Source organism: Ligilactobacillus sp. 110_WCHN, from assembly GCF_030518115.1.
Classification (GTDB): Bacteria; Bacillota; Bacilli; order Lactobacillales; family Lactobacillaceae; genus Ligilactobacillus; species Ligilactobacillus aviarius_C.
Window position 1 is genome coordinate 27,720 of sequence record NZ_JAULLI010000012.1, and the last position, 26,171, is coordinate 53,890.

At 37.5% G+C, this 26,171-nt stretch carries 21 protein-coding genes and 1 tRNA gene; 4 read left to right on the forward strand and 18 right to left on the reverse strand.

The window, feature by feature from the left end; translation table 11 throughout:
* Nucleotides 1–104: 104 nt before the first annotated feature.
* The 5 genes from pgmB to Q3C15_RS05490 all read right to left on the reverse strand — a co-directional run bounded on the left by pgmB (nucleotide 105) and on the right by Q3C15_RS05490 (nucleotide 7,351).
* A complete protein-coding gene (gene pgmB / locus Q3C15_RS05470) occupies nucleotides 105–773 on the reverse strand; it encodes a beta-phosphoglucomutase (protein ID WP_057827294.1) in 669 nt (222 codons plus the stop codon).
* 94 nt (nucleotides 774–867) lie between these two features.
* Entirely contained in the window at nucleotides 868–3,138 is a 2,271-nt protein-coding gene (locus Q3C15_RS05475; protein ID WP_302704586.1) for a glycoside hydrolase family 65 protein, read from the reverse strand.
* A 22-nt stretch (nucleotides 3,139–3,160) separates the two neighbouring features.
* On the reverse strand, nucleotides 3,161–4,153 hold the full coding sequence (locus Q3C15_RS05480; RefSeq protein WP_302704587.1) for an aldose epimerase family protein: 993 nt from the start codon (nucleotides 4,151–4,153) through the stop codon (nucleotides 3,161–3,163).
* A 16-nt stretch (nucleotides 4,154–4,169) separates the two neighbouring features.
* On the reverse strand, nucleotides 4,170–5,549 hold the full coding sequence (locus Q3C15_RS05485; RefSeq protein WP_204779288.1) for an SLC45 family MFS transporter: 1,380 nt from the start codon (nucleotides 5,547–5,549) through the stop codon (nucleotides 4,170–4,172).
* A 179-nt stretch (nucleotides 5,550–5,728) separates the two neighbouring features.
* Entirely contained in the window at nucleotides 5,729–7,351 is a 1,623-nt protein-coding gene (locus tag Q3C15_RS05490; RefSeq protein WP_302704588.1) for an alpha-glucosidase, read from the reverse strand.
* Between the two features lie 123 nt (nucleotides 7,352–7,474).
* Between Q3C15_RS05490 and Q3C15_RS05495 the strand changes: the two genes are divergently transcribed.
* The 3 genes from Q3C15_RS05495 to Q3C15_RS05505 all read left to right on the forward strand — a co-directional run bounded on the left by Q3C15_RS05495 (nucleotide 7,475) and on the right by Q3C15_RS05505 (nucleotide 9,851).
* Complete coding sequence (locus tag Q3C15_RS05495; RefSeq protein ID WP_283580713.1) at nucleotides 7,475–8,338, forward strand: helix-turn-helix domain-containing protein; 864 nt, start codon at nucleotides 7,475–7,477, stop codon at nucleotides 8,336–8,338.
* Between the two features lie 110 nt (nucleotides 8,339–8,448).
* Entirely contained in the window at nucleotides 8,449–9,561 is a 1,113-nt protein-coding gene (locus Q3C15_RS05500) for an ABC transporter ATP-binding protein (RefSeq protein ID WP_302704589.1), read from the forward strand.
* A 14-nt stretch (nucleotides 9,562–9,575) separates the two neighbouring features.
* Nucleotides 9,576–9,851, forward strand: a complete 276-nt coding sequence (locus Q3C15_RS05505; RefSeq protein WP_302704590.1) for a DUF1827 family protein — start codon at nucleotides 9,576–9,578, stop codon at nucleotides 9,849–9,851.
* A 52-nt stretch (nucleotides 9,852–9,903) separates the two neighbouring features.
* Here the strand turns inward: Q3C15_RS05505 and Q3C15_RS05510 are convergent, their stop codons facing one another.
* The 12 genes from Q3C15_RS05510 to Q3C15_RS05565 all read right to left on the reverse strand — a co-directional run bounded on the left by Q3C15_RS05510 (nucleotide 9,904) and on the right by Q3C15_RS05565 (nucleotide 25,095).
* Entirely contained in the window at nucleotides 9,904–10,725 is an 822-nt protein-coding gene (locus Q3C15_RS05510) for a DUF1189 family protein (RefSeq protein WP_302704591.1), read from the reverse strand.
* 106 nt (nucleotides 10,726–10,831) lie between these two features.
* Complete coding sequence (locus Q3C15_RS05515; protein ID WP_283573589.1) at nucleotides 10,832–11,698, reverse strand: sugar ABC transporter permease; 867 nt, start codon at nucleotides 11,696–11,698, stop codon at nucleotides 10,832–10,834.
* A gap of 14 nt (nucleotides 11,699–11,712) precedes the next feature.
* Complete coding sequence (locus Q3C15_RS05520) at nucleotides 11,713–13,005, reverse strand: carbohydrate ABC transporter permease (protein WP_283573588.1); 1,293 nt, start codon at nucleotides 13,003–13,005, stop codon at nucleotides 11,713–11,715.
* An 84-nt stretch (nucleotides 13,006–13,089) separates the two neighbouring features.
* Nucleotides 13,090–14,349, reverse strand: coding sequence for an extracellular solute-binding protein (locus Q3C15_RS05525; RefSeq protein WP_283573587.1), 1,260 nt, complete (start codon nucleotides 14,347–14,349; stop codon nucleotides 13,090–13,092).
* 156 nt (nucleotides 14,350–14,505) lie between these two features.
* Nucleotides 14,506–16,269 carry a glycoside hydrolase family 13 protein gene (locus tag Q3C15_RS05530; RefSeq protein WP_302704592.1) on the reverse strand — a complete coding sequence of 588 codons (1,764 nt, stop codon included), beginning with the start codon at nucleotides 16,267–16,269 and terminating at the stop codon, nucleotides 14,506–14,508.
* A gap of 1 nt (nucleotide 16,270) precedes the next feature.
* The gene (locus Q3C15_RS05535; RefSeq protein WP_302704593.1) at nucleotides 16,271–17,950 is read right to left on the reverse strand and encodes an alpha-glucosidase; all 1,680 of its coding nucleotides are present in this window, start codon (nucleotides 17,948–17,950) and stop codon (nucleotides 16,271–16,273) included.
* Nucleotides 17,951–18,056: 106 nt separating this feature from the next.
* Complete coding sequence (locus Q3C15_RS05540) at nucleotides 18,057–19,004, reverse strand: LacI family DNA-binding transcriptional regulator (protein WP_204779277.1); 948 nt, start codon at nucleotides 19,002–19,004, stop codon at nucleotides 18,057–18,059.
* Nucleotides 19,005–19,214: 210 nt separating this feature from the next.
* Nucleotides 19,215–20,210 carry a LacI family DNA-binding transcriptional regulator gene (locus tag Q3C15_RS05545; RefSeq protein WP_302704594.1) on the reverse strand — a complete coding sequence of 332 codons (996 nt, stop codon included), beginning with the start codon at nucleotides 20,208–20,210 and terminating at the stop codon, nucleotides 19,215–19,217.
* A 59-nt stretch (nucleotides 20,211–20,269) separates the two neighbouring features.
* The gene (locus Q3C15_RS05550) at nucleotides 20,270–20,776 is read right to left on the reverse strand and encodes an AAA family ATPase (RefSeq protein ID WP_278852553.1); all 507 of its coding nucleotides are present in this window, start codon (nucleotides 20,774–20,776) and stop codon (nucleotides 20,270–20,272) included.
* Between the two features lie 84 nt (nucleotides 20,777–20,860).
* Complete coding sequence (locus Q3C15_RS05555; protein WP_302704595.1) at nucleotides 20,861–21,907, reverse strand: Fic family protein; 1,047 nt, start codon at nucleotides 21,905–21,907, stop codon at nucleotides 20,861–20,863.
* Nucleotides 21,908–22,210: 303 nt separating this feature from the next.
* On the reverse strand, nucleotides 22,211–23,191 hold the full coding sequence (locus tag Q3C15_RS05560) for a Gfo/Idh/MocA family protein (protein ID WP_302704596.1): 981 nt from the start codon (nucleotides 23,189–23,191) through the stop codon (nucleotides 22,211–22,213).
* A gap of 464 nt (nucleotides 23,192–23,655) precedes the next feature.
* Nucleotides 23,656–25,095 carry an LPXTG cell wall anchor domain-containing protein gene (locus tag Q3C15_RS05565; RefSeq protein ID WP_302704597.1) on the reverse strand — a complete coding sequence of 480 codons (1,440 nt, stop codon included), beginning with the start codon at nucleotides 25,093–25,095 and terminating at the stop codon, nucleotides 23,656–23,658.
* Nucleotides 25,096–25,340: 245 nt separating this feature from the next.
* Between Q3C15_RS05565 and Q3C15_RS05570 the strand changes: the two genes are divergently transcribed.
* Nucleotides 25,341–25,934 carry a sigma-70 family RNA polymerase sigma factor gene (locus Q3C15_RS05570; RefSeq protein ID WP_302704598.1) on the forward strand — a complete coding sequence of 198 codons (594 nt, stop codon included), beginning with the start codon at nucleotides 25,341–25,343 and terminating at the stop codon, nucleotides 25,932–25,934.
* Nucleotides 25,935–26,031: 97 nt separating this feature from the next.
* Here the strand turns inward: Q3C15_RS05570 and Q3C15_RS05575 are convergent.
* Nucleotides 26,032–26,103, reverse strand: a tRNA-Gly gene (locus Q3C15_RS05575).
* Nucleotides 26,104–26,171: the final 68 nt, after the last annotated feature.

A 26,171-nucleotide genomic window follows, 5' to 3' on the forward strand; every position in this document is an offset into this window, starting at 1 on the left:
ATTCTCCTCGTAAAAGATTGAATCTCCTTCTCCGATACATTAAATAAACCAAAAAAAGAACCCAAAGGCAAGTTCCTTTGAGTTCTTCTTTATTGATCATTAAATTATGCGTTTGCTTTTTCAAATGTTTCTTCAAACAAATCATAGCTGAAATCAGCAGTTGTTGGAACAACCTTGTCAGCCTTTGCTAATTCGTTTGCGTCACCCACTGCAACGGCAACCATGCCAGCGTCTTTGATGGCTTGGACCCCAGCAACCGCATCTTCAACCCCGACGCATTCGCTTGGTTTCAAGTCAACAGCAGCCGCCCCAGCTAAGAAGATATCTGGAGCTGGTTTGCCATGCGCAACCTTTGCGGGATCTGCAATGGCATCGAATTTATCGAACAAGCCAAGTTTCTTTAAGATTGCCGGAGCGTTCTTTGAAGCTGATGCAAGTGACATTTTAACGTTGTGAGCCTTTAATTGAGCAATCAATTCAGTGATTCCTGGTAAAATATCATCTTTTGATAAGCCTTCGATTGCTTCCAAGTAATAGCCGTTCTTCTTAGCAGCTAATTCTTGAATATCATCGTCAGAAAATTGGTCAAGCTTGTTGCCATATTCCAAAATCTTCTTTAATGAATCGATCCGGCTAACACCCTTTAATTCAGTTTCAAATGAAGCTGGTAATTCGATGTCCAAGTTTTCCTTTGCTAACTTACTCCATGCAGCAAAGTGATACTTTGCTGTGTCAGTAATAACCCCGTCTAAATCAAATACTGCACCCTGCATTTGCATAAAAATCTGCCCTCTTTCTTCTTTCTGATGAATGAGACTCTGGAAACTTCCAGAGCCTCATTATTTGTTAACGTCTGACCGTTATTTATTATTTAACTTCAATTTCTTTGCCGTTTAACTTAACTGTTAATGGTTCACCCTTGATTAACTTGATTTCAGTATTGTCCTTGGCAACCTTAACTTCTAATAAGCGGCCACGGAATGTTAAGCGGAAGTTGTATCCGTTCCAAGCCTTTGGTACGAATGGCTTGAATTGCAATTCGCCGTCGTTGACCCGCATGCCTGCAAATCCTTCAACGATTGCTAACCAACCACCTGACATGGCTGTGATGTGCAAGCCGTCAACGGTATCGTTGTTGTAGTTATCCAAGTCAAGCCGGGCTGTCCGTTCATACAATTCAACTGATTTTTCTTCGTACTTCAAATCAGCAGCCATGATTGCATAAATTGAAGCTGACAAGCTTGATTCGTGAACTGTCAATGGTTCATAGAAGTCGAAGTTGCGCTTCTTTTGTTCTTCGGTGAAGTCATCCATGAAGTACCACATTGCTTGTAAGACATCAGCTTGCTTTACGTATGGTGAACGTAAGATCTTGTCCCATGACCAGTGTTGGTTGATTGGTAATTCATCAGCTGGAATCTTGTTGATTGGGTTGTTGTTTTCATCCAATGTGATGTTTTTGTCTAAGAAACCATCGTGTTGAACAAAGATTCCAAGTTCCTTATCTTCTGGTAAGTACATCTTATCAGCGATTTCTTGCCATTTTGAAACTTCTTCATCTGTGATGCCAAGTTTCTTAACTTGTTCATCAGAGATTTCCTTGGCAATTTTGGCTGTGTAATCAAGTTCCCATTTAGCAGTTACGTTGGTGTACCAGTTGTTGTCAACGTTGTTTTCGTATTCGTCAGCACCTGTTACCCCGTGAATCATGTATTGACCGTTCCGTTCTGAATAGTGAACCCGATCTGCCCAGAACCGTGCGATTTCAACTAAGACTTCGCTACCTTTGTTCAAAACATAGCTCTTGTCACCAGTTGTCTTTGTGTAGTTGTAAATTGCATAAGCAATATCACTGTTTCGGTGAATTTCTTCAAAGGTGATTTCCCATTCGTTGTGGCATTCAATTCCGTTGAATGTAACCATTGGGTATAAAGCACCCTTCAAGCCTTGTTGTTGGGCATTGTGATGGGCACCGTCTAATTGGTTGTAACGGTATAAAAGCAAGTTGCGGGCAACTTTAGGATCAGACGTTCCTAAGTAAACCGGTAAGCAGAATGCTTCTGTATCCCAGTATGTCGCACCACCGTACTTTTCACCAGTGAATCCTTTTGGACCAATGTTCAAGCGGGCATCGTTACCATAGTATGTTGAGAACAATTGGAATAAGTTGAACCGAATTCCTTGTTGAGCAGCTTCATCACCATCAATTGTGATGTCTGATTTTTCCCAACGTTCTGCCCATGCATTTGCCTGTGCATCTGCTAATTGGTCATATGTTTGTTCGCCGGCCTTGTTCATTAAGTCGTTTGTTGCCTTGTCTAAAGCATCAACCGTGTCGTAATCCCGTGAAGTTGTTACGATTACGCGCTTTTCAAATGAAACTGTTTGGTCAGGTTGGATTGAACCTTCAAAATTGTTAGCAACGTATTTTTCTTCATTTTCTGATCGAACTGCCTTCAAGTCTGTTTCATGACTCATTGCCATTTCAACAGTAAAACGAGGTGTGCCGAAGTTATTTTCAGCAGTCTTTCCAACTAAGCGGCCTGACTTGTCAGCAACTGACTTGTCGATTACGCCCCAGAATTGTTCGCCGTAGTTTGAATCTTCGTTATAAACATCAGCGTTGATCAATGATTGAACTTCGATCTTAACTGGTTCGTCGCTTAAGTTTGTAAATGTCAACTTGTTAGCGTACAATTCCTTGAATGCGATGCTAACAAACCGTTCAGATGTCACCTTGATCTTGTGACCATCTTTTTCAACGATGAATGAACGATCTAAGACGCCGCGCTTCATGTCTAAGCAAAGTTCAAAGTCTGAGAATGAATCCTTTGCCAAGTCAATTGATTCACCGTTGATCTTGATGTCAACACTGACAAAGTCGATAGCATTCGGAACCTTACCGAAGTATTCCGGATAACCGTTCTTCCACCAACCAACACGGGTCTTGTCAGGATACCATACACCGCCAAGATAAATTCCTTGGTGGGTGTCGCCAGAATAGTTTTCTTCAAACATTCCACGCATTCCCATGTATTCGTTCCCGATACTTGTCATACTTTCTTGAAGACGCTTATCTTCAGGATTAAATTCATGTGTTACGATCTTCCAAGGATCGATTTCAAAGATTCTTTTCATCTGTGTCACCTCTTATTATTTTTTAGTAACCTTCAACTTGATAGGCAATTTTGATTTGTTTATGTTCGCCAGCCGCTAACCGCACATTGCCGAATTCATCGTGATGCAATGCATCCGGTAACGTTTGAACTTCAGTTGCCAGCGAGTCAAAAATGCCTTGACGATCATTTTCGCCGTTTTGCGGATCAGCAGTGAAAATCACTAATCCGTTCCGGTCGCTGAAGACTTTAATTTTAACTTTTTGATCTTTTTTATTAATTTCAACAACAGGACTCGTCATTGACGGTTCAACCGCATAACCATTATCAAATCCTTTTTGATTTTCTTCTTTCCGCAACGTTTCAACGGCTTCTGCCAAATCACGCGGTTTCGAAAAATCAAACGCCGTTCCTTTATTCGTTAACAGTTTTCCAGTTGGAATCTTTTCCGCATCAACTTCTTGGCGTTGATCACCGTTGATTTGAACATCAACGTTCTTCAAGCCTTGCGGAAGCGCCCAGTAAATATGAATCGTTGGATCATAGACCGTTGCACTTTGGACGGTAATGTCATAGGTAACATCTAACCGGTCATTATCGTGCAAGATGTAATTGATCATCAGCGTTAAGTTCCCTGGGAACCCGTCAACCGTTGGATCCAAGTTCAAACTTAATGTCACTTCATTCGCTGAAACTTGATACCCATCAAAGATTTGCGTGCTTACGCCCCGGTCACCGCCGTGAAGACTGTTATGGTTCTCATTTGCGGGAACCTGAACTTCTTGGCCATCAAGTTCAAACCGAGCATCTTTGATCCGGCCAGCAATCCGCCCAATTTGTTTGCAAATTTGGTATGGATTATCAGCATATTCTTGAGCACTGTCAAAATTAACAACTAAATTTTCACGTTGACCATTGTGCATGATCGAATATTCTTGAATGATTCCGCCAAGTGACAAAATCGTTACCCGCGTATCATTCGCATTCGTTAACGTGAAACGTTCAATTTCTTTCCCCTGATACATCTCTTTTTTCATCTTTTCACCTGCTTAATTACTCTTCTTCAATTGGAGTATGTGGTTCTTCAGGTGCTTCAGCACTTGTTTCCTTAATTGCAAATACTGCGACGGCACCTAAAAGCATTACGATTCCTGCCAAGAGGAACATGTTGGTTTGCTTACCGCCAAGCAATGGGAAGATGACGAAACTGGCAAGTGAGGCAACAATTTGTGGCAAGCAAATTGAACCGTTGAACAAGCCAAGGTATGTTCCCATGTGCTTTCCTGACAATGCGTTTGTAACAATTGTCAATGGGTAAGTATTCATTGCAGCCCATGCAATTCCGACTAACGTGAATGAAACGATCAATAACATCTTTGAGTGAACAAAGAAGACTGAACCGAAGCCGATTGCACCAAGAGCTAAACTTCCAGCATAACCTAATTTGTGCATGTTGTTTGGCAACTTAGCCAAAACATATGACCAAATAACAGCGGCGATTGATTGAACGGCAGCTAAAACCCCATACCAGTTACCAGCTGCTTGGAAGCCGGCTGAAGCGGTGTTCGTTGTGTGCCATACGTTGGCAGCAATTGCCCCGTTTGAGTATGTCCATAAGTATTGGAAAGCAAACCAGCAGAAGAATTGAACTAATGTAACTGTCCAAAATGCCTTTGGGGCCTTCTTCAACAATGTGAACATGCCAACTTTTTCTTCGTTGTCTTCTTCAGAAATGCCATGGTACTTAGCATATGTTTGCGGATCATATTCGTGAACCCGGAAAACAGTGAACAAACTTGTAACGATTAAGATTGCAGCACCAATGTAGAATGACAGCTTAACTGACATTGGAACGTCGCCCTTGTGAGCAGTGTTAGCAACCCCAAAGAATGTTAAAACGAATGGGAAAACAGCTGCTAAAACTGCACCGGTATTTGATAAGAAACTTTGAATTCCATATGCGTAACTCTTTTGCTTATCATTAACCATGTCACCGATCATCATTTTGAATGGTTGCATTGCAACGTTTGATGATAAATCAAGGAAAGCAACAGTTACGGCAGCAAAAATCATTGCAGCCATTGATGCGTAACCCAAGCCTAAACTACCTGAGTTTGGTAACAAGCACATAACGATAACAGCAACGATCGTTCCTAAAAGAAGGTACGGAAGCCGCCGTCCACCGAGTTTCGGTGCCCATGTCCGGTCTGAGAAGTAGCCGACTAATGGTTGAACAACTAAACCAGCCAATGGTGGCAAGATGAAGAACCATCCTAAATCATTCGGGTTAGCCCCGATTGTTTGGAAAATCCGGCTCATTTGTGAACTTTGCAATGTGAAAGCCATTTGAACCCCTAAGAAGCCGAAGTTGATCATCCAAATGATACTTGGTTTCAAATTAGGAAGTCCTGCTTTCGGTTGATCGTTTTTCATTTCGCGATTCCTCCTAAATTGTTTCCAAATCGAGTACTTAAATAACTGTTCAGTTTATGTAAACGATTTCCAAAAATAATACAATTAAAAGTATACCGCTTTCTCGAATTTTGTGCAATCGGTTGCACGAAATTCAACACAAACATAAGTAATTTCTTAACAAAAATTACTTACCCTTATTAATGAATTTCAACCGCAAAAGCCTCATATGGCCGTAACTTATAATCATTCAAATTAATTTTTTCAATATTATAATTTGAAATCCAAGGCTGTTGGACTCCATAGTCAAGTTTTAAGGTCTGATCTTTCCCAGATAAATTAGCAACTACTAATAACTTTTGACCATCCATTTCACGAAGATATGCATAAACATCATCTGCAGTATCAACAAGGCTGTAACTTCCTTCAACTACTAATAAATGCTTTTTTCGATAATCGATTAGTTCTTTGTATGTATTATAAATGGAGTTTGAATCGCGAAGTTGATCATCTACATTTATTGTTTTATAGTTTGGATTTACATGCAGCCACGGCTTTTGACTTGAAAAGCCCGCATACTTCTGATCACCTTTCCATTGCATTGGTGTTCGTGCATTATCCCTTCCCCGGTGATTGATCAAACGAATGATTTCATTATCATTGAATCCTTCATTTTTCTTTTCATGATACATATTGATGCTTTCAACATCGTTAACTTCATCAATCGAACTTACAGGACAATTGGTCATTCCAATTTCTTCGCCTTGATAAATATACGGTGTTCCCTTCATCAAATGTAAAAGAATTGCAAGCATCTTTGCACTTTCAACCCGATACTCTTGATCGTTTCCAAATGCTGATACTGCTCGCGGTAAATCATGATTATTCCAAAAAAGGCTATTCCATCCTGTTGGGTTCAACCCGACTTGCCATTTATTTAATACTTTTTTCAATTCGTAAAAGTTCAGCGGTTTAATTGACCACTTTCCTTGACCATCTTGTTGATCCAATTGGGTATGTTCAAATTGAAAAACCATGCTTAATTCATGCCGTTGTGGATCAGAGTATAACTTTGCAATTTCAGGGGTTGCCCCCCATGTTTCACCAACCGTCATTAGGTTTTTCTTGCCAAAGGTTTGCTGATTCATTTCTTGGAGAAATCGATGCAAATCTTTTCCATTGGCCATCTGCATCGTATCCGGATTTTTTCCAATCAAGTCAATCACATCTAGTCTGAAACCACCAATTCCTTTTTCAATCCAAAAATTCATCATCTTATATATTTCCTGTCGCAATTTTGGATTTTGCCAATTTAAATCCGGTTGTTGCTTACTAAATTGATGTAAATAGTATTGACCTGTTTGTGAATCAAATTCCCATGCCGATCCGCCAAACGTTGATTGAAGCTCATTTGGTTCATGTCCGTCAACCGGATCGCGCCAAACATAGTAATCATGATACTTGTTGGTTCGATCTTGGCGGGACTTAACAAACCATGGATGTTTATCTGATGTATGATTAACAACTAAATCCATAATAATTTTAATCCCACGTTTTTGAGCTTCATCAACTAATAACTGCATATCTGCCATTGATCCATACATCGGATCAATTTGTTCATAATCCGAAATATCATACCCATTATCGATTCCCGGAGAACAATACACCGGATTAAGCCACAAAGCAGTTATTCCTAGATTCTCAAGATAATCTAAACGATTCATTATTCCCCTGATATCACCAATTCCATCAGCGTTAGAGTCTTGAAAGCTTTTAGGATAAACCTGATACACGACCGTGTTCTTCCACCAATCTTGTTCCATAAAATCCTCCTTTCTAAATTAGAGTGTAATCGCTTTCTTTTTAATAATCAATATCTTTTTTAACTTTATTTTTTTATTTCATATTTGTAAAATAGATACAAAATATAAAAGCGAGTGTAATTTATGAAACTAAAACAATTATTAAACTTATATCCTCAGGCTTCTGTGCAACAACAACCTCAAAACTCAGATACATATTTGAGTATTAAAGTTGACAACCAGTGGCTTATCCTTCCCAAAAAGGGATTATCTTCAACTGAAATTCAATTACTCCAAATTTTTTCTAACACAAGTGATATTCCGCAATCATTAAATCAAAGAAAACACCCATGGGCTGATTTTCTTTTAGAAGATGGCAGTCTCCCTACGACAAACGAGAAAAAAGTTCGTTTCATCCAAGCTTTTGTAACAGTTGACGACAACAGGGAAGAATGGGCAAATTCTTTTAAAACAATTTTTTCGAGTTCTAATGTCTGTGATTCATTCTGGCTTACTCCTCAAAAATATATCTTAGTTGAACAAATCAGTAATGAAAATTATTCACAAGAAGACTTTGCCGGAATCGCTGAAACACTAGACATCAATCTTAATACCAAAACTAGATTTTTCATTGGAAATTATTGGGAAACAACTGATCAACTTGTTTCGATTTTCAGTGAAGAACAAAAAATTACCGATTATGCGGTTACGAAATCAAACGAAACAGCAATCTCTATCAGCCAAGTTGCAATTGATTACTGGCTTAATAATTACATTAAAAAAAGCCATCTATTTTCCAATTATAAAAAACAACTGCACCTATCTGATCAAATGATTAAAGTTATTACAACTTTATACAATGAATGTGGAAACATTTCATCAACAGCTAAAAAATTATATATTCACCGAAATACCCTTCAATACCAAATTGAAAAATTTCGCCATCAAACTGGCTTTAATCTGAAGAATATGAACGACTTAGTATTTTGCTATCTTCTCACAATTTAATTTCGGCACTTTGCACAAATTTAATTCCTAAATTTGTGCTTTTTTCGTTTTATTTATGCAATCGCTTTCATTATTATAAAGATGTAATCAATTAGATGGGAGATTTAATTATGGTAAAACTAGATTTAGATCATGTATATAAAATGTATGATAATGCAGATTCATACTCTGTAACTGACTTCAACTTACACATTAAGGATCGTGAATTTATCGTTTTTGTCGGCCCTTCTGGATGTGGGAAATCAACAACTCTTCGGATGATTGCTGGACTGGAAGATATCACTAAAGGGACATTTAAAATCGACGGTCGGGTCGTTAATGACGAAGCCCCTAAGGATCGCGATATCGCGATGGTTTTCCAGAACTATGCTTTATACCCGCATATGACTGTCTATGACAACATGGCGTTTGGATTAAAATTGAGAAAATATGATAAAGATGATATTGATAAACGGGTTCATAAAGCAGCCTCAATTTTAGGACTGGAAGAATATCTTCAACGGAAACCAGCCGCATTATCTGGTGGACAACGGCAGCGGGTTGCTTTAGGACGGGCAATTGTGCGTGATGCACCAATCTTCCTGATGGATGAACCTTTATCAAACTTGGATGCTAAACTCCGGGTTTCAATGCGTGCTCAAATTTCAAAACTTCACCAAGATTTAAAGACAACTACCATTTACGTTACTCACGATCAAATCGAAGCAATGACGATGGCTGACCGAATCGTTGTTATGCGAGACGGAAAAATTCAACAAGTTGGAACTCCGCAAGAAGTTTACGATCAACCAGCCAACGTATTTGTCGGCGGATTCATCGGGTCACCCGCAATGAACTTTTTCAACGTAACCTTAAAAGATGGAAAAATCGCAGATGAAAATCACGACTTTAACATTAAAGTTCCTGAAGGGAAACTTAAGGTCTTACGCGAAAAAGGCTATGATGGTAAGAAGCTCATCTTTGGAATCCGGCCAGAAGACATTCATACAGAACAAGCTTTCTTTGAAGCATTCCCTGACGCAGTTGTAACGGCTACCGTTTCAGTTTCAGAGTTACTTGGGGCTGATGCCCAAATTTATAGCAAGGTCGGTGATACCGAATTCGTTTCTAAGGTTGACGCTCGCGACTTTGTTCAACCAGGTGATAGTATGAAAGTCGGATTTGATATTAACAAAGCTCACTTCTTTGATCCAAAAACCGAATTAACATTAGATGAATATTAATCAAGGTGATAATCATGCAGCTTATTGATGTAACTAACAGTTATGCCACAACAATTCGGCAGCAGCTTCTTAAAACAACCGCCCATTTTATCAAAATATACACTTTAGGTAATTCACGGGTTGTATATCGCAAAAAGCGGGACGTCGCTGAAATCGTAATTTCCAATAAAGTTCGTCCAATCACTGAACAGGAAATTGAATTTGTTAAAAATAATTTGCTCGGCGATGAAGCTAATCAGGCTGTAACAACTAAGCAAGGCAAGTTGGTTGAAATAAGTATTAATATTTAACAATAAAAAATCCACTCACGTTTGATTAAACGTGGGTGGATTTTTTTATAAACTATTCCTGAATCATAAACTGGTTAGCAACATATTCATCATTAAAGTGTGTTTTACCGTAGATCATTAACAAATAAACAACTGCTACTAGAGTTTCAACCATCATAATCATTGAAATATCGAACTTAAAAAAGCCTACTATTGCAGTGATAAAGCATGATGGCCCGATCACATAGTCAAATATTGCACAAGCTTCTTTAAACGTTGCAATCGTTGTAAATGAACTTTTACGAGTTAGCCATAAGAAGAATGCCCCAACAAATAGGAAAATAAGGTTCGTAAATAAAATAATTGCTCCTAGCATGTACATCGTTGAAAAGGTTACACCCATTCGATTAATACGGAACCATGTTTGAGAAACTTTAGAATAGAAGTTTCCTTTACTTGGATTAATATCCTTCATAAATCGAATTGTCGATGTCGTCCCATTTTCTTTTAAAACAATTTCTTGATTCCTCAAAAACATGCCATTTTGATAATGCTTTTCCAAATTTGCTGGAATATTAATGCCAATAATTCCATTTGAACCATTTTCAATTATCTTTTCGCCTTTGAAATCAAATGTTCCATTATGATATGGAGTTTGATGAATTGTCTTTTGCAAATCCTGATTCTTCAGCATTCGGTTAACCTTAGGCATAAACATTCCCAAATTGACACTTGACTGTCTTGCATAATATGCCGGAACCGTCAGTAAAATCAGCGCAAATGAAAATACCAACGTTAAAACCATCTGTCCCCATGATAATTTCTTTCGGTTAGTAAACATTTTTTGCGGATTGATCCACGTTGAAAAGTAGCTAAATGGAAATTTATCAGTCATTTTAATACGCTCCTTGAAAAATTCTTACAATATAAATTGTATAACATTATCTTTTTAATAGAAAAGGGACTGCCAACGCAGTCCTTTTCTATTAACGTTGTTAAAACTATCCTTTGGCACCACCAGCAGTAAGGCCTGATACGAAGTACCGTTGTAAGTATAAGAACAATAAACAAATTGGTAAGGCAACTAAGATTGCTCCTGCAGCAAACAGTGCAAATTGCTGGTTTTGAGCATCGCTAATGAAGCTTTTCAGACCAACTGCAACTGTCCACTTGTTTTGTGCACGAAGTAAGTAACTTGCGGTCATATAATCTCCGAACGGTCCCATGAAAGCCCATAAAGCTTGCACAGCTACCATTGGTTTAACTAATGGAAAGACGATCTTCCAGAAAATCGTAAAGTTTCCAGCTCCATCAAGTTTAGCAGATTCATCAAAATCATATGGAACAGTATCAAAGTAACCTTTCATCAGATAAGCATTCATTGGAATCCCGCCACCGATGTAAACTAATGTGATGTACCAGAAACTGTTCAATCCATGAACTAATAATCCTAATACGAAGAAAGCAGTTAAAGCAGCCATTGTTGGGATCATTTGAACAACCAAGAAGAAGATCAATGACCACTTTTTCCCTGCAAAGTTGTATCGACTATACGCATATCCTGCCAATGTAACGGCGGCAACCTGAACGACCATTGTCATTACAGAGATAATCAAAGTGTTCATGTACCACGTTCCATATAATGTCGTTGAAAATAGTTGCTTAAAGTTATCTAATGACCACGGTCCGTTAAAGTTCAACGTGAACGCCTGTAAGTTAGTGTTCTTAAATGCTGAAATAAACGTAATTGCTAATGGATACAAGATGATAATCGATAAAATTATCATATACAGATACGTAAAGAAATGTTGGAAAAATCTTTTACGCTTAATTGAACTTGTCGTTGTTTTCTTTATTTTTTCAGCCATTTATTTCATCCCCCTTAATCCATATTAAAGGCGTGGGTCTTCTTGAAGACAACCAGTGATACGCCGATAACAATTGCTGAAATCAACAATGTGATTGCTGAAGCCAGTCCATATTGCGGTGTATTACTTGTTGTTAACTTATAAATCCAAGAAATCAAAATATCTGATCTTCCGGCACCGCCGCCAACATCTCCAGGACCCCCATTATTAAACAGGTAAATGATCGAGAAGTTGTTGAAGTTAAATGTATATTGAGTTACAAACGTTGGAGCTGCAACCGCCAAAATTGCTGGCAATGTAATGTGGTTAAATTTTTGGATTGCCGTTGCCCCGTCAATTGTTGCGGCTTCGTATAAGTTTTGGTCAATTGACTGCAAAATTCCTGTAACTAAAACATAAATATATGGGAAACCGAGCCAACCTTGAATCATAATCAAAGCAACCTTTGTCCAAAGCGGATTGGTCATCCATGGCAGACCATGTAAGTGCAAAAATGGTAATAAGTGATTCAAAAATGGAATAACTTGAACATTGATCGCACCAGCCGAGTCATTGAAAATATTTGAAAAACTCATAATTGTTACAAATGCCGGAACGGCCCATGGAAGCAAGAAGATAATTCCAAACAATCGTTTTCCTTTAATAAAACTTTGGTTAGCTACAATTGCTGTAAATACCCCTAAAGTAATTTGAAGGGTTGTTGCTGCAAAAGTCCAAATTAAAGTCCATCCAAATACTGAAAGGAACGTTGCACGATATGAACTTAAGAAGAACATGTCGTGGAAGTTCTGAATTCCGATCCAACTAATCAAAGACTGCGGCGGAACGTGGTTGAAATTATAGTTGGTAAATGCCATGAATAAAGTAACAAGAACCGGTAAAATAATAACAAAGATCATTAAAGCATATGCCGGGAAAGTTAACATATATGGGAACCCATTTGTTGCTAATGAATCCCGAATACCTTTCCATCCATCTTCAACTTCTTTTCCCTTTTGAATTCGAACCGCGGTTTGATATGCATCGCGAATTTGAACGCCATAGAAGAAAAGCGCAATAATTGTTACCAATAATTGCAATGTCCCTTGAACCATCAAGAACATTGAATTATCTACCCCTGGATTAGTTCCCAAGGTAATTAATCCAACAAGTGCATTTCCTCCAAAGAAGATCATTTCAATTACAAACAGAATGAATAACCCTAGGAAAATTCCACCTTTTACTTTTTGTCCGTTTTTAAACTGGCCCAGTCCCGGGATGATGGACAACAAGGCCGAAGTCCGCGGACTTTGCTTATTTTCTTTCATCGTTCTTCTCTCCTTGTATGAGATTCATAAAGAAAAGAGTTTAAGGATCTGAAATTCTTAAACTCTTTCACACTTCTATCTACATTAGTTTACGTGATACTTCTGCTTGATTTGTTGCTTAATTTGCTTTGTAGCTTGTTTTGCAGCTTGTTCAGGTGTTTCCTTGCCAGAAGCAGCATTTACAAGTAGATTTTGTGCTCCAGTCCAAACTTCTGTCATTTCAGGAATGTTTGGCATTGGGTCAGACTTTTGATATTGATTATTAACAGCAACTGCTAATGGATCACCTGATTTAACGGCTGCTGCACGTGATTGGTCATTAGCCGGAATTTCTCGTGTATCCTTGTAGAACAATGTTTGATTCTTTTCAGTTGTTAAGTAGTTAATAAACTTCTTAGCTAAAGCTTTTTGATTTGAACGAGCATTGACTACCCACGCTTTCCCACCAGCAAATGGTTGGTATTGTCTGTTACCTGGTAACATCGGTAATGCTGCAACACCTAAGTTATCTTTCATTCCGTCTTTCTTGTATGTTTGAGCCGTCCAAGGGCCATCAATTACAACTGCTGTCTTCCCTTTTGTGAATTGTGATGTAATGAAGTTTTCATTTGATGTTGTTGCTTGCATCCCTTTTGGCCAGATATTGAACCAACTTGTCATGTACTTGATTCCGTCGACTGCACCTGGAGTATCCAAGCCTAATTGCTTTGGATTTGTGTTATTGTTGCCAAATACATAACCACCGTATGCTTTAATTACTCCGTATGCATTGTAGAAGTTTGTCCATTGGCAAAGGAAAGCAACGTTCTTTGACTTGTCATGAGCGTATGCATATTTTGGATCTTTTGCCATTTGTGATAATTGATCAAATGTTGTTGGTGCATCCTTAACTAAGTCTTTGTTGTAATATTCAACTAAAGTTTCAATCGTTGCAGGATCTCCGTATTGCTTGCCTTTTAATGTTACGTTTTGCTTATCACGACTATTGTAACGACCATCAGTCGGTAAAGTTACATTTGCAAGTAAACCTTGCTTTGCCAATGTTCCAACTTGATCATATGGTGCAAGCATTACATCAGCAGCGTTTCCTGATTGTTCATCTTGTGAAAGTTTTTGCAAAGTATCCATCGTTGGATTCTTCTTTACAACAACCTTGCAGTGATTTTCTTTTTCGAACTCACCCTTTACGCTTTCAGCGTATTTGTAGTAGTTCTTATCAACTGAAACCGTGATTGTTTTCTCACCACTATCAGCTTTTTTACTATTGCCACACCCGCCAAGTGCAAGTGCAGTTAAGCCAGCGGCAACAGCCACAATCCCTAACTTTTTAATACCCTTTTTCATAAAAATACCTCCTTGGGCTTTGAGCCATCTTCTTTACACTTATAGTATTAAACTTTTCTTACATTTTTGCAACCGTTTTCACAATGTTAGCGTTAACAAGATTTAACATTTGTAAAAAAATCCCCATCTTTCTTATAAGACAGGAATTTCTTAAAACTAATTTTTATAAATAATCAATCCTTGCGGCTGCAAATGACCATCTTCAAAGTTTTGATTCAGAATTGGTGAGTCAACCCCATCAACTGCAATTCTGTCTTGACCAAAATTAAAAATGCCCCTAACTTTTTGACCATTCAATTGCCGTTCAATTTCAATTACTTTATGAACATCATCGACTTTAAGCCACCGTATTTCACCCTTACTTAAAAGTTGGGAATTCTCTCTCCGGAATGCAATCAACTTTTGAATAAATTGAAACATCTTGTGGTCCTGTTGGGGTGAGTCCCAAATCATACATCTTCGATTGTCCGGATCAAATCCTCCAGTCATTCCAATTTCAGTTCCGTAGTAAATACATGGACTTCCAGGTTGGAGAAACATCAAAGTTAATGCTTGACGGGCCAAATCTTTGTTTTCCTTACATAATCTTAATAGTCGAACGGTATCATGGGTATCGAGAGAATTAAGCATTACCTGATTGGTTTGATCTCGATAAAGCATCAACTGTTCGTTTAACATCGATACCATTTCTCTTAATGTAATTTCCTGTAACACGGTCCCTTGAATCAAAGATTCTGTATATGGATAATTCATCGCTGCGTCAAATTCATCATGCCCGACCCATTCTTGAGCTGAATGCCATACTTCACCAACTACATAGAAATCGGGTTTGATCGCATGAGTTGCTTGATAAAATTTTTGCCAGAAATGGTGATCAATTTCATTTGCAACATCCAGTCTCCATGCATCAATATCAAATTGTTTGATCCAATAAGTTGCAATATTAAGTAAATAATCAATTACTTCCGGATTAGCAGTATTGATTTTCGGCATATGTGGAGTATTCGCAAACACTTCATAAGTGATATCAGTGGCAAACTCATTATTTTTTGTTTTTTTATATGAGACCGGAAACTTTTTTATGTGAAACCAGTTTGCAAAATGTGACTTTTCGCCATTCTTTACTACATCTTGCCATTGCATCGAAAAATCGCCCATATGGTTAAAGACTGCATCCAGCATTACTCTCATTCCGCGAGCATGTGCTTGATCAACTAATTCTTTAAAGTCTTCCTTGGTACCGAAACTCGGATCGATGTTAAAGTAATCGATTGTATCATACTTGTGATTCGACGAGGCAGTAAAAATCGGACAAAGATATATGCCATTAATTCCTAAATCTTTTAGATAATCTAACTTCTGTGTTATTCCGCGTAAATCACCGCCAAAGAAATTCTCACGCGTTGGTGCTTCACTTCCCCATGGAAGAGTTCCTTGCGGATCATTTTGAGGATCGCCATTTGCAAACCGTTCTGGAAAAATTTGATACCAAACAGTCTTTTTTACCCAATCCGGAGTCTTAATCCGATCAATTTGATGTAAGTAAGGCATCCGAAAACATGTTAATTTTTGAACCGCTTCATCAGTGTATTTAACAACTTTTCGGTCATCATATAAATATTCATTGCCATTGTTTCCCACTAAACGAAAAGCATACTGTAACCGATTAGTCGGAACCTTGATATTAGCAATCCAATAATCGTGATATTCAGATTGAAACTTTCTTTCCATTCCTAAAACATTGTGTTCCCACTCACTTTGATCTTTTTCATTAACTTTCGTACCATATGGATCGCCGTATAATAATTCTACTTTTTTTAAATCATTATGCTTTGTTCTTAATCGAATCTGAAACAAATCTTCATTAACTAAATATGCCATTTCACTATCTGGCCGATGATAAATTGCTGAGATTTCCATTCTACTTCGCTCCTATCATAAATACTCCACTTGCGTATGGGCTTAAATACAAACTATCTTCGCTAAATTTAATATTTCCATTACTTAAAATACATTTTAATTTGTTTTGAACCTTACTTTCATACTTTTGTTCATTACCTGTAAGATTACAAATCACAATTGCTTCTTCATTCTTCAAAATCCGATGATATACATAAAGATCATCGGAAGTATTCTCTAAATAATATGTTCCATCAATAAACAACGGCTGCTTTTTAACTTTCAAAACCTTGCGATAATGTTCGAGAACACTTGTCGAATCTTTTAGTTGCTCAATTACCGGTTGAGTATTATCTTTACCGTAATTCCATGGAACTGCTGTCGAAAATCCACCATACTTTTGGTCATTCCATATCATTGGTCCACGAGCTGCCATTTTGTGTGCCCTGCTAATAATCTTTAGTGCCTCACTATTTGAGTATCCGTTCATAATAGCATGTTCATAAAAGCCATAGGCCTGCTGATCATGAAAATCTTTGATATCATCCATTAACATTGATTTCATTCCCAACTCTTCACCATAGTAAATACATGGAACTCCTCTTTGAAGATACATCAACGTTGCTAACATTTTAGCAGCATCCTTCGCATAGGTCTCCTTAACATTGACCTTGGTTAGAATGCGTGCCATATCATGATTATTCCAATATAATACTGGATAACTAATACCTTCTAGTCTTTTCTGCCATTCAACCATCGTATTTTTCAGCTTTGTAAAATCGATCGGAAATGGTTGTCCATTCATAGGAAGATTGGGTAACGGATTATCTTTTTTCTCATCAAAGTATCGAAAGGTGACAACCGTATCACATTCATCATTTTGAGGATTAGTATAATCTGCTGCCAAATTAACATTGGCACTTGCTGCTTCTCCTAAAATAAATAAATCTTCTTTCAGCGATTTAATTTGTTGAATAAATTCACTCAAATATGTTTGAACTGCTGGCAAATTAGCATAAAACTGTTCAGCCAACTTTAACCCTTTTCTCCCGCTATTAGGAACATTTTGCCTAAAATCAGCTTTAGCAATATGAATAAACGCATCCAATCGAAAACCATCAACTCCATGATCAATCCAGAATTTTGCAATCCGATACATCGAATGTCGTACTTCAGGATTTTTCCAATTTAAATCAGGCATGTGTTCATCAAATAAATGAAAATAATAATTATCCTTTTCTAGGGGATCCCTAGCCCAAACACTACCACCAAAGAATGAAGCCCAGTTATTAGGTAATTTTCCATTTTCCCCTTTTGCCCATAAATAGTAATTCCGATATATGCTATCTTTATTTTCACAGGCATCCTTAAACCATGGGTGCTGATCAGAAGTATGATTCATTACAAAGTCAAGAATTACTTTCATTCCTCGTTCATGAGCCGCTATTACTAATTCATCAAAATCTTCAATTGTTCCCAATCGTTCATCAATCGCATAATAGTTGGCAATATCATATCCATTATCAACTTGCGGAGATACAAAAATTGGATTTAACCAAATTGTATTTGCTCCTAATTCCTTTATGTAATCAATTTTTTCAATTACGCCACGAAGGTCACCAATTCCATCCTCATCAGTATCCTTGAAACTTTTTGGATATACTTGATAAACGACTCGGTCTTTATACCAATCAGCTTCCATAAATATCCTTCTTTCATTACTTTCTTCCCGATACTATCGTAAATAAAAAAGCGCTAACATTCAATACAGATATTGAATGTTAGCGCTATCATAATTTATCGAAAAATCAACGGGTTGTATCTCTTAAAATCAACTCTGATTTAAAATGCTGATTTCCAACCGAAACATTATGGAAGAAAATCTTCTTTAAAATTGAAACCGCGCATTGCTCTCCCATAAAAACAACATTTTGCCGAATGGTAGATAATTTTGGAAAAGCAATTTGGTCAAGAAATACCCCATCATGGCCAATAATTCCATAATCTTGTGGTATCTTTCCATTCTGACTATGAACCGCTCGTTCAACTCCAAGGGCAATTCGGTCTGATGAACAAATGAACATCGTATTCGGCTCAAAATCTTCCCAATTTTTTTCAATTAACTCGCGAGCTGCAGTTGAGCGATTGATACAGCGAAAAATGGTTGGAACCAAGTGTTCTTTTTGCATTTCGCGAATGTATCCTTCTTCTCGTGAATACTCAAATGGCTCATCCATATCAATTCCTATAAAATTAATGTTTGCGTAATGCTGCTTAATTGCATATCGTGTTGCTTTTGCAATTCCACCAACATTATCAGTATCAATATAGTCATAACCATGACGATTTTCACCAAAAATAATAACTGGTTCTTTAATCGTATCGATCCACTCAAAATCTTTATCACGAGCGCCAGTTATGATATACCCATCACAGTCACCAAGACTGATATTACGATGAGTTACTAACTGTAAAGTGTACTGATGTTTTTCAAGTTCATTTGCGATTCCTGTAAGTAAGTACATATAGTATGGTTCAACCGTATCAATTTCTTCAAGAATCACAAACTTAATAATTTGCGTTCGGTTATTCGCAAGCGCTTTCGCAGCAATGTTAGGATGATAATTCAAAGTTTTCATCGCATCATAAACAAGTTGTTTTAACTCCTCTGTAACTTGTTCAGGATGATTGATAACCCTTGAAACTGTCATTTGCGAAACGTTTGCTTCGCGCGCAACATCTTTTAAGGTCGTCATACTGTTACTTCCCCTTCAATATTCCTATTTCATGATTATAATATCATACTCTTATTTAAGTTAATATATAGATTTTTGAAACTATCTTCTTGTGTTAATTCCTGTCAAAAATTACAATTACCTATATTTAGCTTCTACTTTTCGGTCATTTTAAAATTCAAATTTTATAAAAATACACAAAAAGCAGGCTTTTTACCTGCTCTTACTCATTTATCTTTTTGTCGATTCCCGTTCAACAATTTTATGTGGAACTGATACATGTTTTATCTTTGAAAAATCCCGATCATCCACATTCAAAATCAACACCGCCGCTTCCATTCCCAAAGAAGTTGGGAAAATTTCAACTGAGGTTAATGATGGGTGCGAAGCCCGGGCAAACAGCGAATTGTTAAAGCTGATTATGCCGTAATCAGCTAAATTCTGATGAATGGCCAACAAACCGTTTTGCAAGGTCACGCCCATAATGTCATCACAAGCAACCATTGAATCAACTTCGGGGTGCTGGTCAATGAATTCTTGAAGTTCTTCCTTGGTATGCTCTTTTTTGATTTGATAGCTTAACGGTGTCCGCTCGTCCGCTTCCATTGCGTGCGAATAACCGATAAAACGATCCTTTTGCACCATTTCTTCTAAATCTTCATAAACATAAACTGGATGGTGATAACCATTACCAAGCAGGTACTCCGTTGCATCCTTTCCCGCAGCCACATTATCATTGTTGACATACAACGTTTCAGCGATATTTTTGATCGGCTCTCCAATCAAAACATACTCTGCATTATTCTGATCTAAATATTCCAAAACATCATCGCTTTGTTGGGAGAAAGTCACGATAAACCGTTTAACCCGCCCACGCTCCATCATCATTTGAACGTTTTCGATCAGCTCAGCGTTATCCTTGCCCGTCGCAACCGATACCATGTAGGCTTGCTGATTACAGACTGACGTAATTCCCTGTAAAATTTGTCCGAAAAATGGGTTATTCGCAACTGATTCCTCATTCGGCGGGAGAATTACCCCAATAATATTTGAAGTGTTATTTGCTAAATTTTGCGCCGCAAAATTCGGGGAGTAATTTAATTTTTTCATTGCCCGCCAAATTTTCTCTTTGGTTTCTTGACTAATTAACGAACTGTCATGCAAAGTTCGCGAAACCGTTGATGGTGACACGCCGGCTTCGCGTGCCACATCTTTGATTGTTGCCATTTCAATTTCCTCTTCTTTATTTCACCAATATTAAAATTATAGTTCAATAATAATTAAAATCAATCACACCTGATAAACGACTGGGTGTTATCAAACTTGATCACTTGATCTACCATCTGTTCAAGTTCGGCAAAATCTGACTCAAGTTTTGTAAACCGTTTGATGATCAATGCTGGATCCGCACCAAAACCGCCTGCCTTGAAGCGATGTAAAATCCGTTTAACCGCAAGAGCTGCATCCCGAATTCGAATTTCAACCACCGTTACAGAATATTGCATTGAATGCGCTAAATCCATAATTTTAATCAAACTGCGGGCATTGCCACCCAGGTTAACTTCATAAACAATATTTATTTGCTGATTAATTAGCTTTCGAATTGCTGCATCCGTCTGCAACAGTGCTTTGATTTGATCATCACTTTTGCGCCAATTACCATGCATCTTTCGCAAAAATTCATCCGCACTGACATACGTAAATCGATTAAATCGTTGCTGGTTTTGCTGGTAAAAGGTCGTCTTTCCCGCGCCATTGATTCCAGCAATTATTACTAATTCTGCTTGTTTCATTTTCTGCCTTTCGCTATCATATCCAATTATTCGATATCATTTAGGGTGATTTGATATCGAATCAATTAAAATGATTCTCAATAATCACTTCAAAATATATTTTGTATTTTTTCCCTTACCAATCATTTCAATTCGTTGCTCATCGCGTAATTTACGTACCGTTCGTTGAATGGTAATTTTGCTAAATTGAGGAATTTTTTCACTAAGTTCGCTCATTGAAAGTGGCCGTAATTCCTGGCGTAAAATTTTGATTACCAGTTTCGAGGCTGACAATGATTGATGACCGACAATTCCCAAACGTTCTTCAAACAGCCAATATGCCTTTACGATTACTCCCAAGAAATAATCTAAAAACGGTTCGTAATCATTCTGATTATCATTCCATCCTGCTGAACTTTGCTTTAAAGTTTCATAATAGGACGGTTTGGTTTCCTCAATGATTTTTTCCAAACTAATATACTTACCGACATCAAATCCCGTTTTATAAAGAGTCAACAGCATTAACAGCCGCGACATTCGCCCGTTTCCATCTTTGAATGGATGAATTGAAACAAAATCAAAAATAAACGCTCCGGCTAAAATTAACGGCGAAAAATCTGACCTTTCAACGGCTTGATCATACGCAGCGCATAACTGTTCAACCAGTTCAGGGGTAATCAACGCAGCCGACGGGGTAAAGCGAATCTCCTCGCTGCCATCCGCATATTTTGTAATAATTTGATTATTTGTATCTTTAAACTGACCGCCCCATGAATCACCAGTATATTCAAATAACTGTTTATGCATTGCTAAAATTGTGTTGTTACTAACCGGCATGTAAGTATAATTTTCGTGAATCAGCTTCAACACATCCCGATATCCCGAGATTTCAGCTTCGCTGCGGTTATGCGGTTCAACTTTACTTTCAACGATCTTTTTCAATCGTGAATCGGTGGTATAAATTCCTTCAATTCGGTTAGAAGCATCCGTACTTTGAATTTTTGCAACTTCTGTCAATCGTTCAAGAACCTCTGTCGCTTCCGCTTGATAACTTACTGTTTGCCCGCGAATCTCATATATTTTATTTAGTTTATTAACAATTGAATTTGTAAGTTTCAAATGATTTAAGGTCTTATAATCAAACTTTTTCATTATCAGTCTCCATTATTCAATATCATTTGTAAGTAAATGATATCGAATATTCGCTACCATGTCTAATTATTCAATATCATTTAAGTCAATTTGATATCGAATCGATTAAAATGATATCAAAAATAGAAGGTATGACAAAACTTCAAAAACGAGCGTGGTGAAAGCAGAAAAGCGAACGAATCGTGCAACGTAGATTCGGAGATTTGCGTCCTTCACTAGCTTCGCGTCGTAGCTCTTTTGTTTTGGAACCCGATGATATGAAGATAGCAAAGAGGCCGTGACTTATGTCACAGCCTTACTTTTTTATTTTTCAAACGGATACCGCATTCCCCAATCAGAACGCACATCATCCAAAATATGGGCAACATCACGACTGAATTCTAATTCACCATCATCGTGTCCCTGTTCAATGTAGCGTTGCATATCGCGCACTTCATATTGCAGTGCCTCATCAGTTTTCCCTGCACTGATTTTGTCAGTTTCAGAAGTATGGGCATCATAAGTGTATGTAATTTCTGCTTCCGTTGCTCGCGGATAGTTATTGATTTCAACATAGCCCTTGGTTCCAGAAACAACACCGCGTTTGGGCTGCTTGGCCCGGAATGAAAGGTTGATTACTCCCATTTGCTCCTTGGCATTTTTCAAAATGATCCCTGACATTTCATCAACCCCGGTTTCAAAAAACTTAACCGACGTTTCCGCCACGTGCGGTGTATCAAGAAACATCCGTGCAAATGCCGTTGCGTAACCGCCGATGTCAAGTAAAGCCCCGCCCGCAAGGTCTTTGCTGAAGAACCGTTGCGTCGGATCATCGTTCTTCAAACTGCCGAAGTTGACCTGAACCATTTTGATCTCACCCAGTTTGCCGTCCGCAATCAATTGCTTAACTTTGTGGTAAATTGGCATGTGATATAACGTAAAGCCTTCTGTCAAAATCAGATTTTTTGAGCGTGCAAGCCGTTCAACTTCATCAAATTGAGCTGCATTAACGGTGATCGCCTTTTCACAAAAGACATGCTTACCAGCATTTAATGCTTGCTTGATTTGTTCATAGTGAAATGTATGCGGGGTTGCGATATAAGCAATATCCACGTTGGGATCCGCAAGCATTGCTGCATAATCATAATACGTCTTTTTTACCTGATACTTTTCCGCAAATTGATCAGCATGTTCCTTATGCGGATTGACCACTGCGTAAATTTCGCCATTTTCTTTATTTAATGCATCCGCCATATCACTGGCTGCCCAACCAGTTCCAACGATTGCCCAATTATATTTTTTCATTGCTTTTCCTCCATTAACGTTTACTTGTATTATATAAGTAAATTTTAATTAAGACAACGCTTACATGATGTCTAAATAAAAAAGCCCACACCGCTGTGTGAGCCTCACTATCCCATCTGATATTAGGATAATACTTAATTTAATAAAAATCAATCACTCAATATTTACCTCGAACATATTTTCGCTTATAACAAACAAGTACTAAAAGTACAATCAAAGTTTAAAGGTGGTGATTTCATCCACTATCCCATTCACCAAACTCTTGTCATCCTTGTAAAGGCGTACGCCCGTGCCTGCATGGATTGATCAAATTTCAGGGAACCCTATTTAGGGTTCTTTGTGCCGTTCTTATTTTTTAAGGTTTTTATCATATCAACAAACATTCTTCCAAATACTATCTTCAACCATATAAAAAAGCCACAGACGTGACCGCCTGTGACTTAAAGGTAATTCTTAATTTCTAATTATCCACGCTTGCGGAATAAGAATGCACCGGCTGCAGCAATTGCAAGGGCACCGATTCCGGCTAAAATACCAGCGTTGTTTGCTTCACCGGTTTGTGGCATTGAAGCTTTCTTAGCTAAGTTAGCTTTCATTGCTTTTTCATTCTTAGCAACCTTTTTAGCTGTCATTGAAGAGTTAGTTTGTGAACCTGATTTCTTAGCTGAAACAGAAACTCCATTATGTGAAACTGTCTGAGCATGAACTGAGTTCTTATTATTTAAGTAAGCTTCTAACTTATTTACGGTTGCTTGATAAGCGTCTAATTCATCTTGTAAAATATCCTTTACTGTTGGGTTCTTTTCATTGGCAATTTGTTTTTGTAAATCAGCAATCTTATTTTCAAAGCTCTTAATTGCATTCATTGTATCAGCAGGGGTTGCCTTGCCATAAATGTAATCGTTAACTGTATTTGTAATTTCATCAGCGGCCTTAGCAGCACCTGAAAGGGCATCAATTACTGCCGGATCATTTGAATTTTCATTTTTATTGATATCATCTGCAATTTTATCAACTTTTGGTTGAAGTGCATTTACAATATCATCTGATTGGGCAGGTGTTACATTTGGAGTACCATTTCCGTGATTTTGACTTGATGATTGAGCATCATTCTTCTTTGAGCTTTGTGATGAAACTGAGTTTGAAGCTGAAGATTGTGACGATGCTCTGCTTGATGAAACCTGACTTGATGATTGTGATGATGCTTGAGTTGATTCACCATTTGTCAACAAGTTATATAAGTTATTCCATGCTTCATATACATCTTTGTAAATTTGTTGCTTTGCTTGCAAGTTAGAAACGCCTGAAAGAGTTTTACTCATATCATAATCAGATTTGGCATTCTTCAAACTGTTAGCAACATCCTTGACAATATAGTCATAATCACTCTTATTTGCATAATCACCCTCGTCATATTGTTGGGCAATTTGCATAATGCTATCATAAGCCGTCTTTGCATCACTAGCGTCATATGATAAATCACTGTCACTTGAATTTGACCATTTATTATAGTCATTCATCAATGTATCAGTCGTCGACTTAACATCATTCACCATTGCACCTTGTTGAACAGCTGCCAAGTTCATCGGTTGAACACGCTTCATTGATGAAGTAGATACCTTAGCTGCTTTAGCTTTAGCACTTGATGAAGAAACTGACTTTTTTGATGATTTAACTGATGAAGTTGAAGAAGTCTTTGATGATTGTGATGACTTCAAAACAACCTTCTTACTTGATTTAACAGATTGTGATTCTGATGAAACCTTTGTTGAAATGCTTGATTTTTGTGATGATACTGGTTGGTGAACGTTATCAGCGTTTACCATTGCCCCTGCACCCATTGTTGTTACGGCTGCCATACTTGAGACGGCGATTACCTTTTTAAGATTTTTGTGATTTGCCATTTTATTATTCACTCCTTATTTTTTATATATTGATTGCTAATCACAAGGGTACTTTACTAAAATAAATACTAAATTTCAAGGTTTTATGAAAATAATTTATATAATTAACAAATAATTAATATTTGTCATATTGACTTCAAAAAATAAACCATTAACACTTTTATGTGCATTTTCACTTTTTTGTGTGCATTTTTAAAATTCAAAGTCTTTTCCGTTTATAATAACACCATCATAGCAGATAGGCGGTGATAACCGTAAACTATGATAAAGTTTGTAAAGATTACTCTGATACCGATATTGCTAATGGTAAATGTGAACTTTCACAAATTTATAACCAGTATCTTCCACTTGTTCGAAGTGTCTGTAAACGATATTACCTCCATTTATATGATACGGATGATTTGCAACAAGAAGCTTTAATCGTATGTCACAAATCTATCCAAAGGTATAATTTGGATTATAAAATTTCATTCGGAGCTTTTTATAAATTAAATCTTGAGCGCCATTTTTGCAGCCTTCTCCGTCATGAAAAAAGTCAAAAAAGAATGGTTGACTCAATCGCAACATCGTATGAACAATATCTTGAAGAAACTGCAAATGAAATTTGTGATCAGACCACATCTTATTTTAGTGGTATCGAAGCAACTTTCTTAAGTAAAATTGATTTTATTGATACTCTTATTCAACTCTCAGCTTTCGAAAAAAGCGTTTTGTATTTACATTTAACTACCCACAAAAATACAAATGAAATTGCAACTGAATTGAATGTTAAAGTTGAAAAGATCTATTGTACTTTCTATCAAATCAAGAAAAAGTTAAGAAACAAGTTTGTTGACTAATTCAGAGTAATCAAAAATTTCTGATTTTATTCAGAAAAACAATAAGAGACCGTGACTTCAATCACGGTCTCTTATTTCATCGAATCGAAAGTTATCAAGCGGAAGACGGGATTCGAACCCGCGACCCCCACCATGGCAAGGTGATGTTCTACCACTGAACTACTTCCGCATAACAAGCACGGCAACTTCCTACCCTCGCAGGAGGCGTTCCTCCAACTACTATCGGCGTTTTGAAGC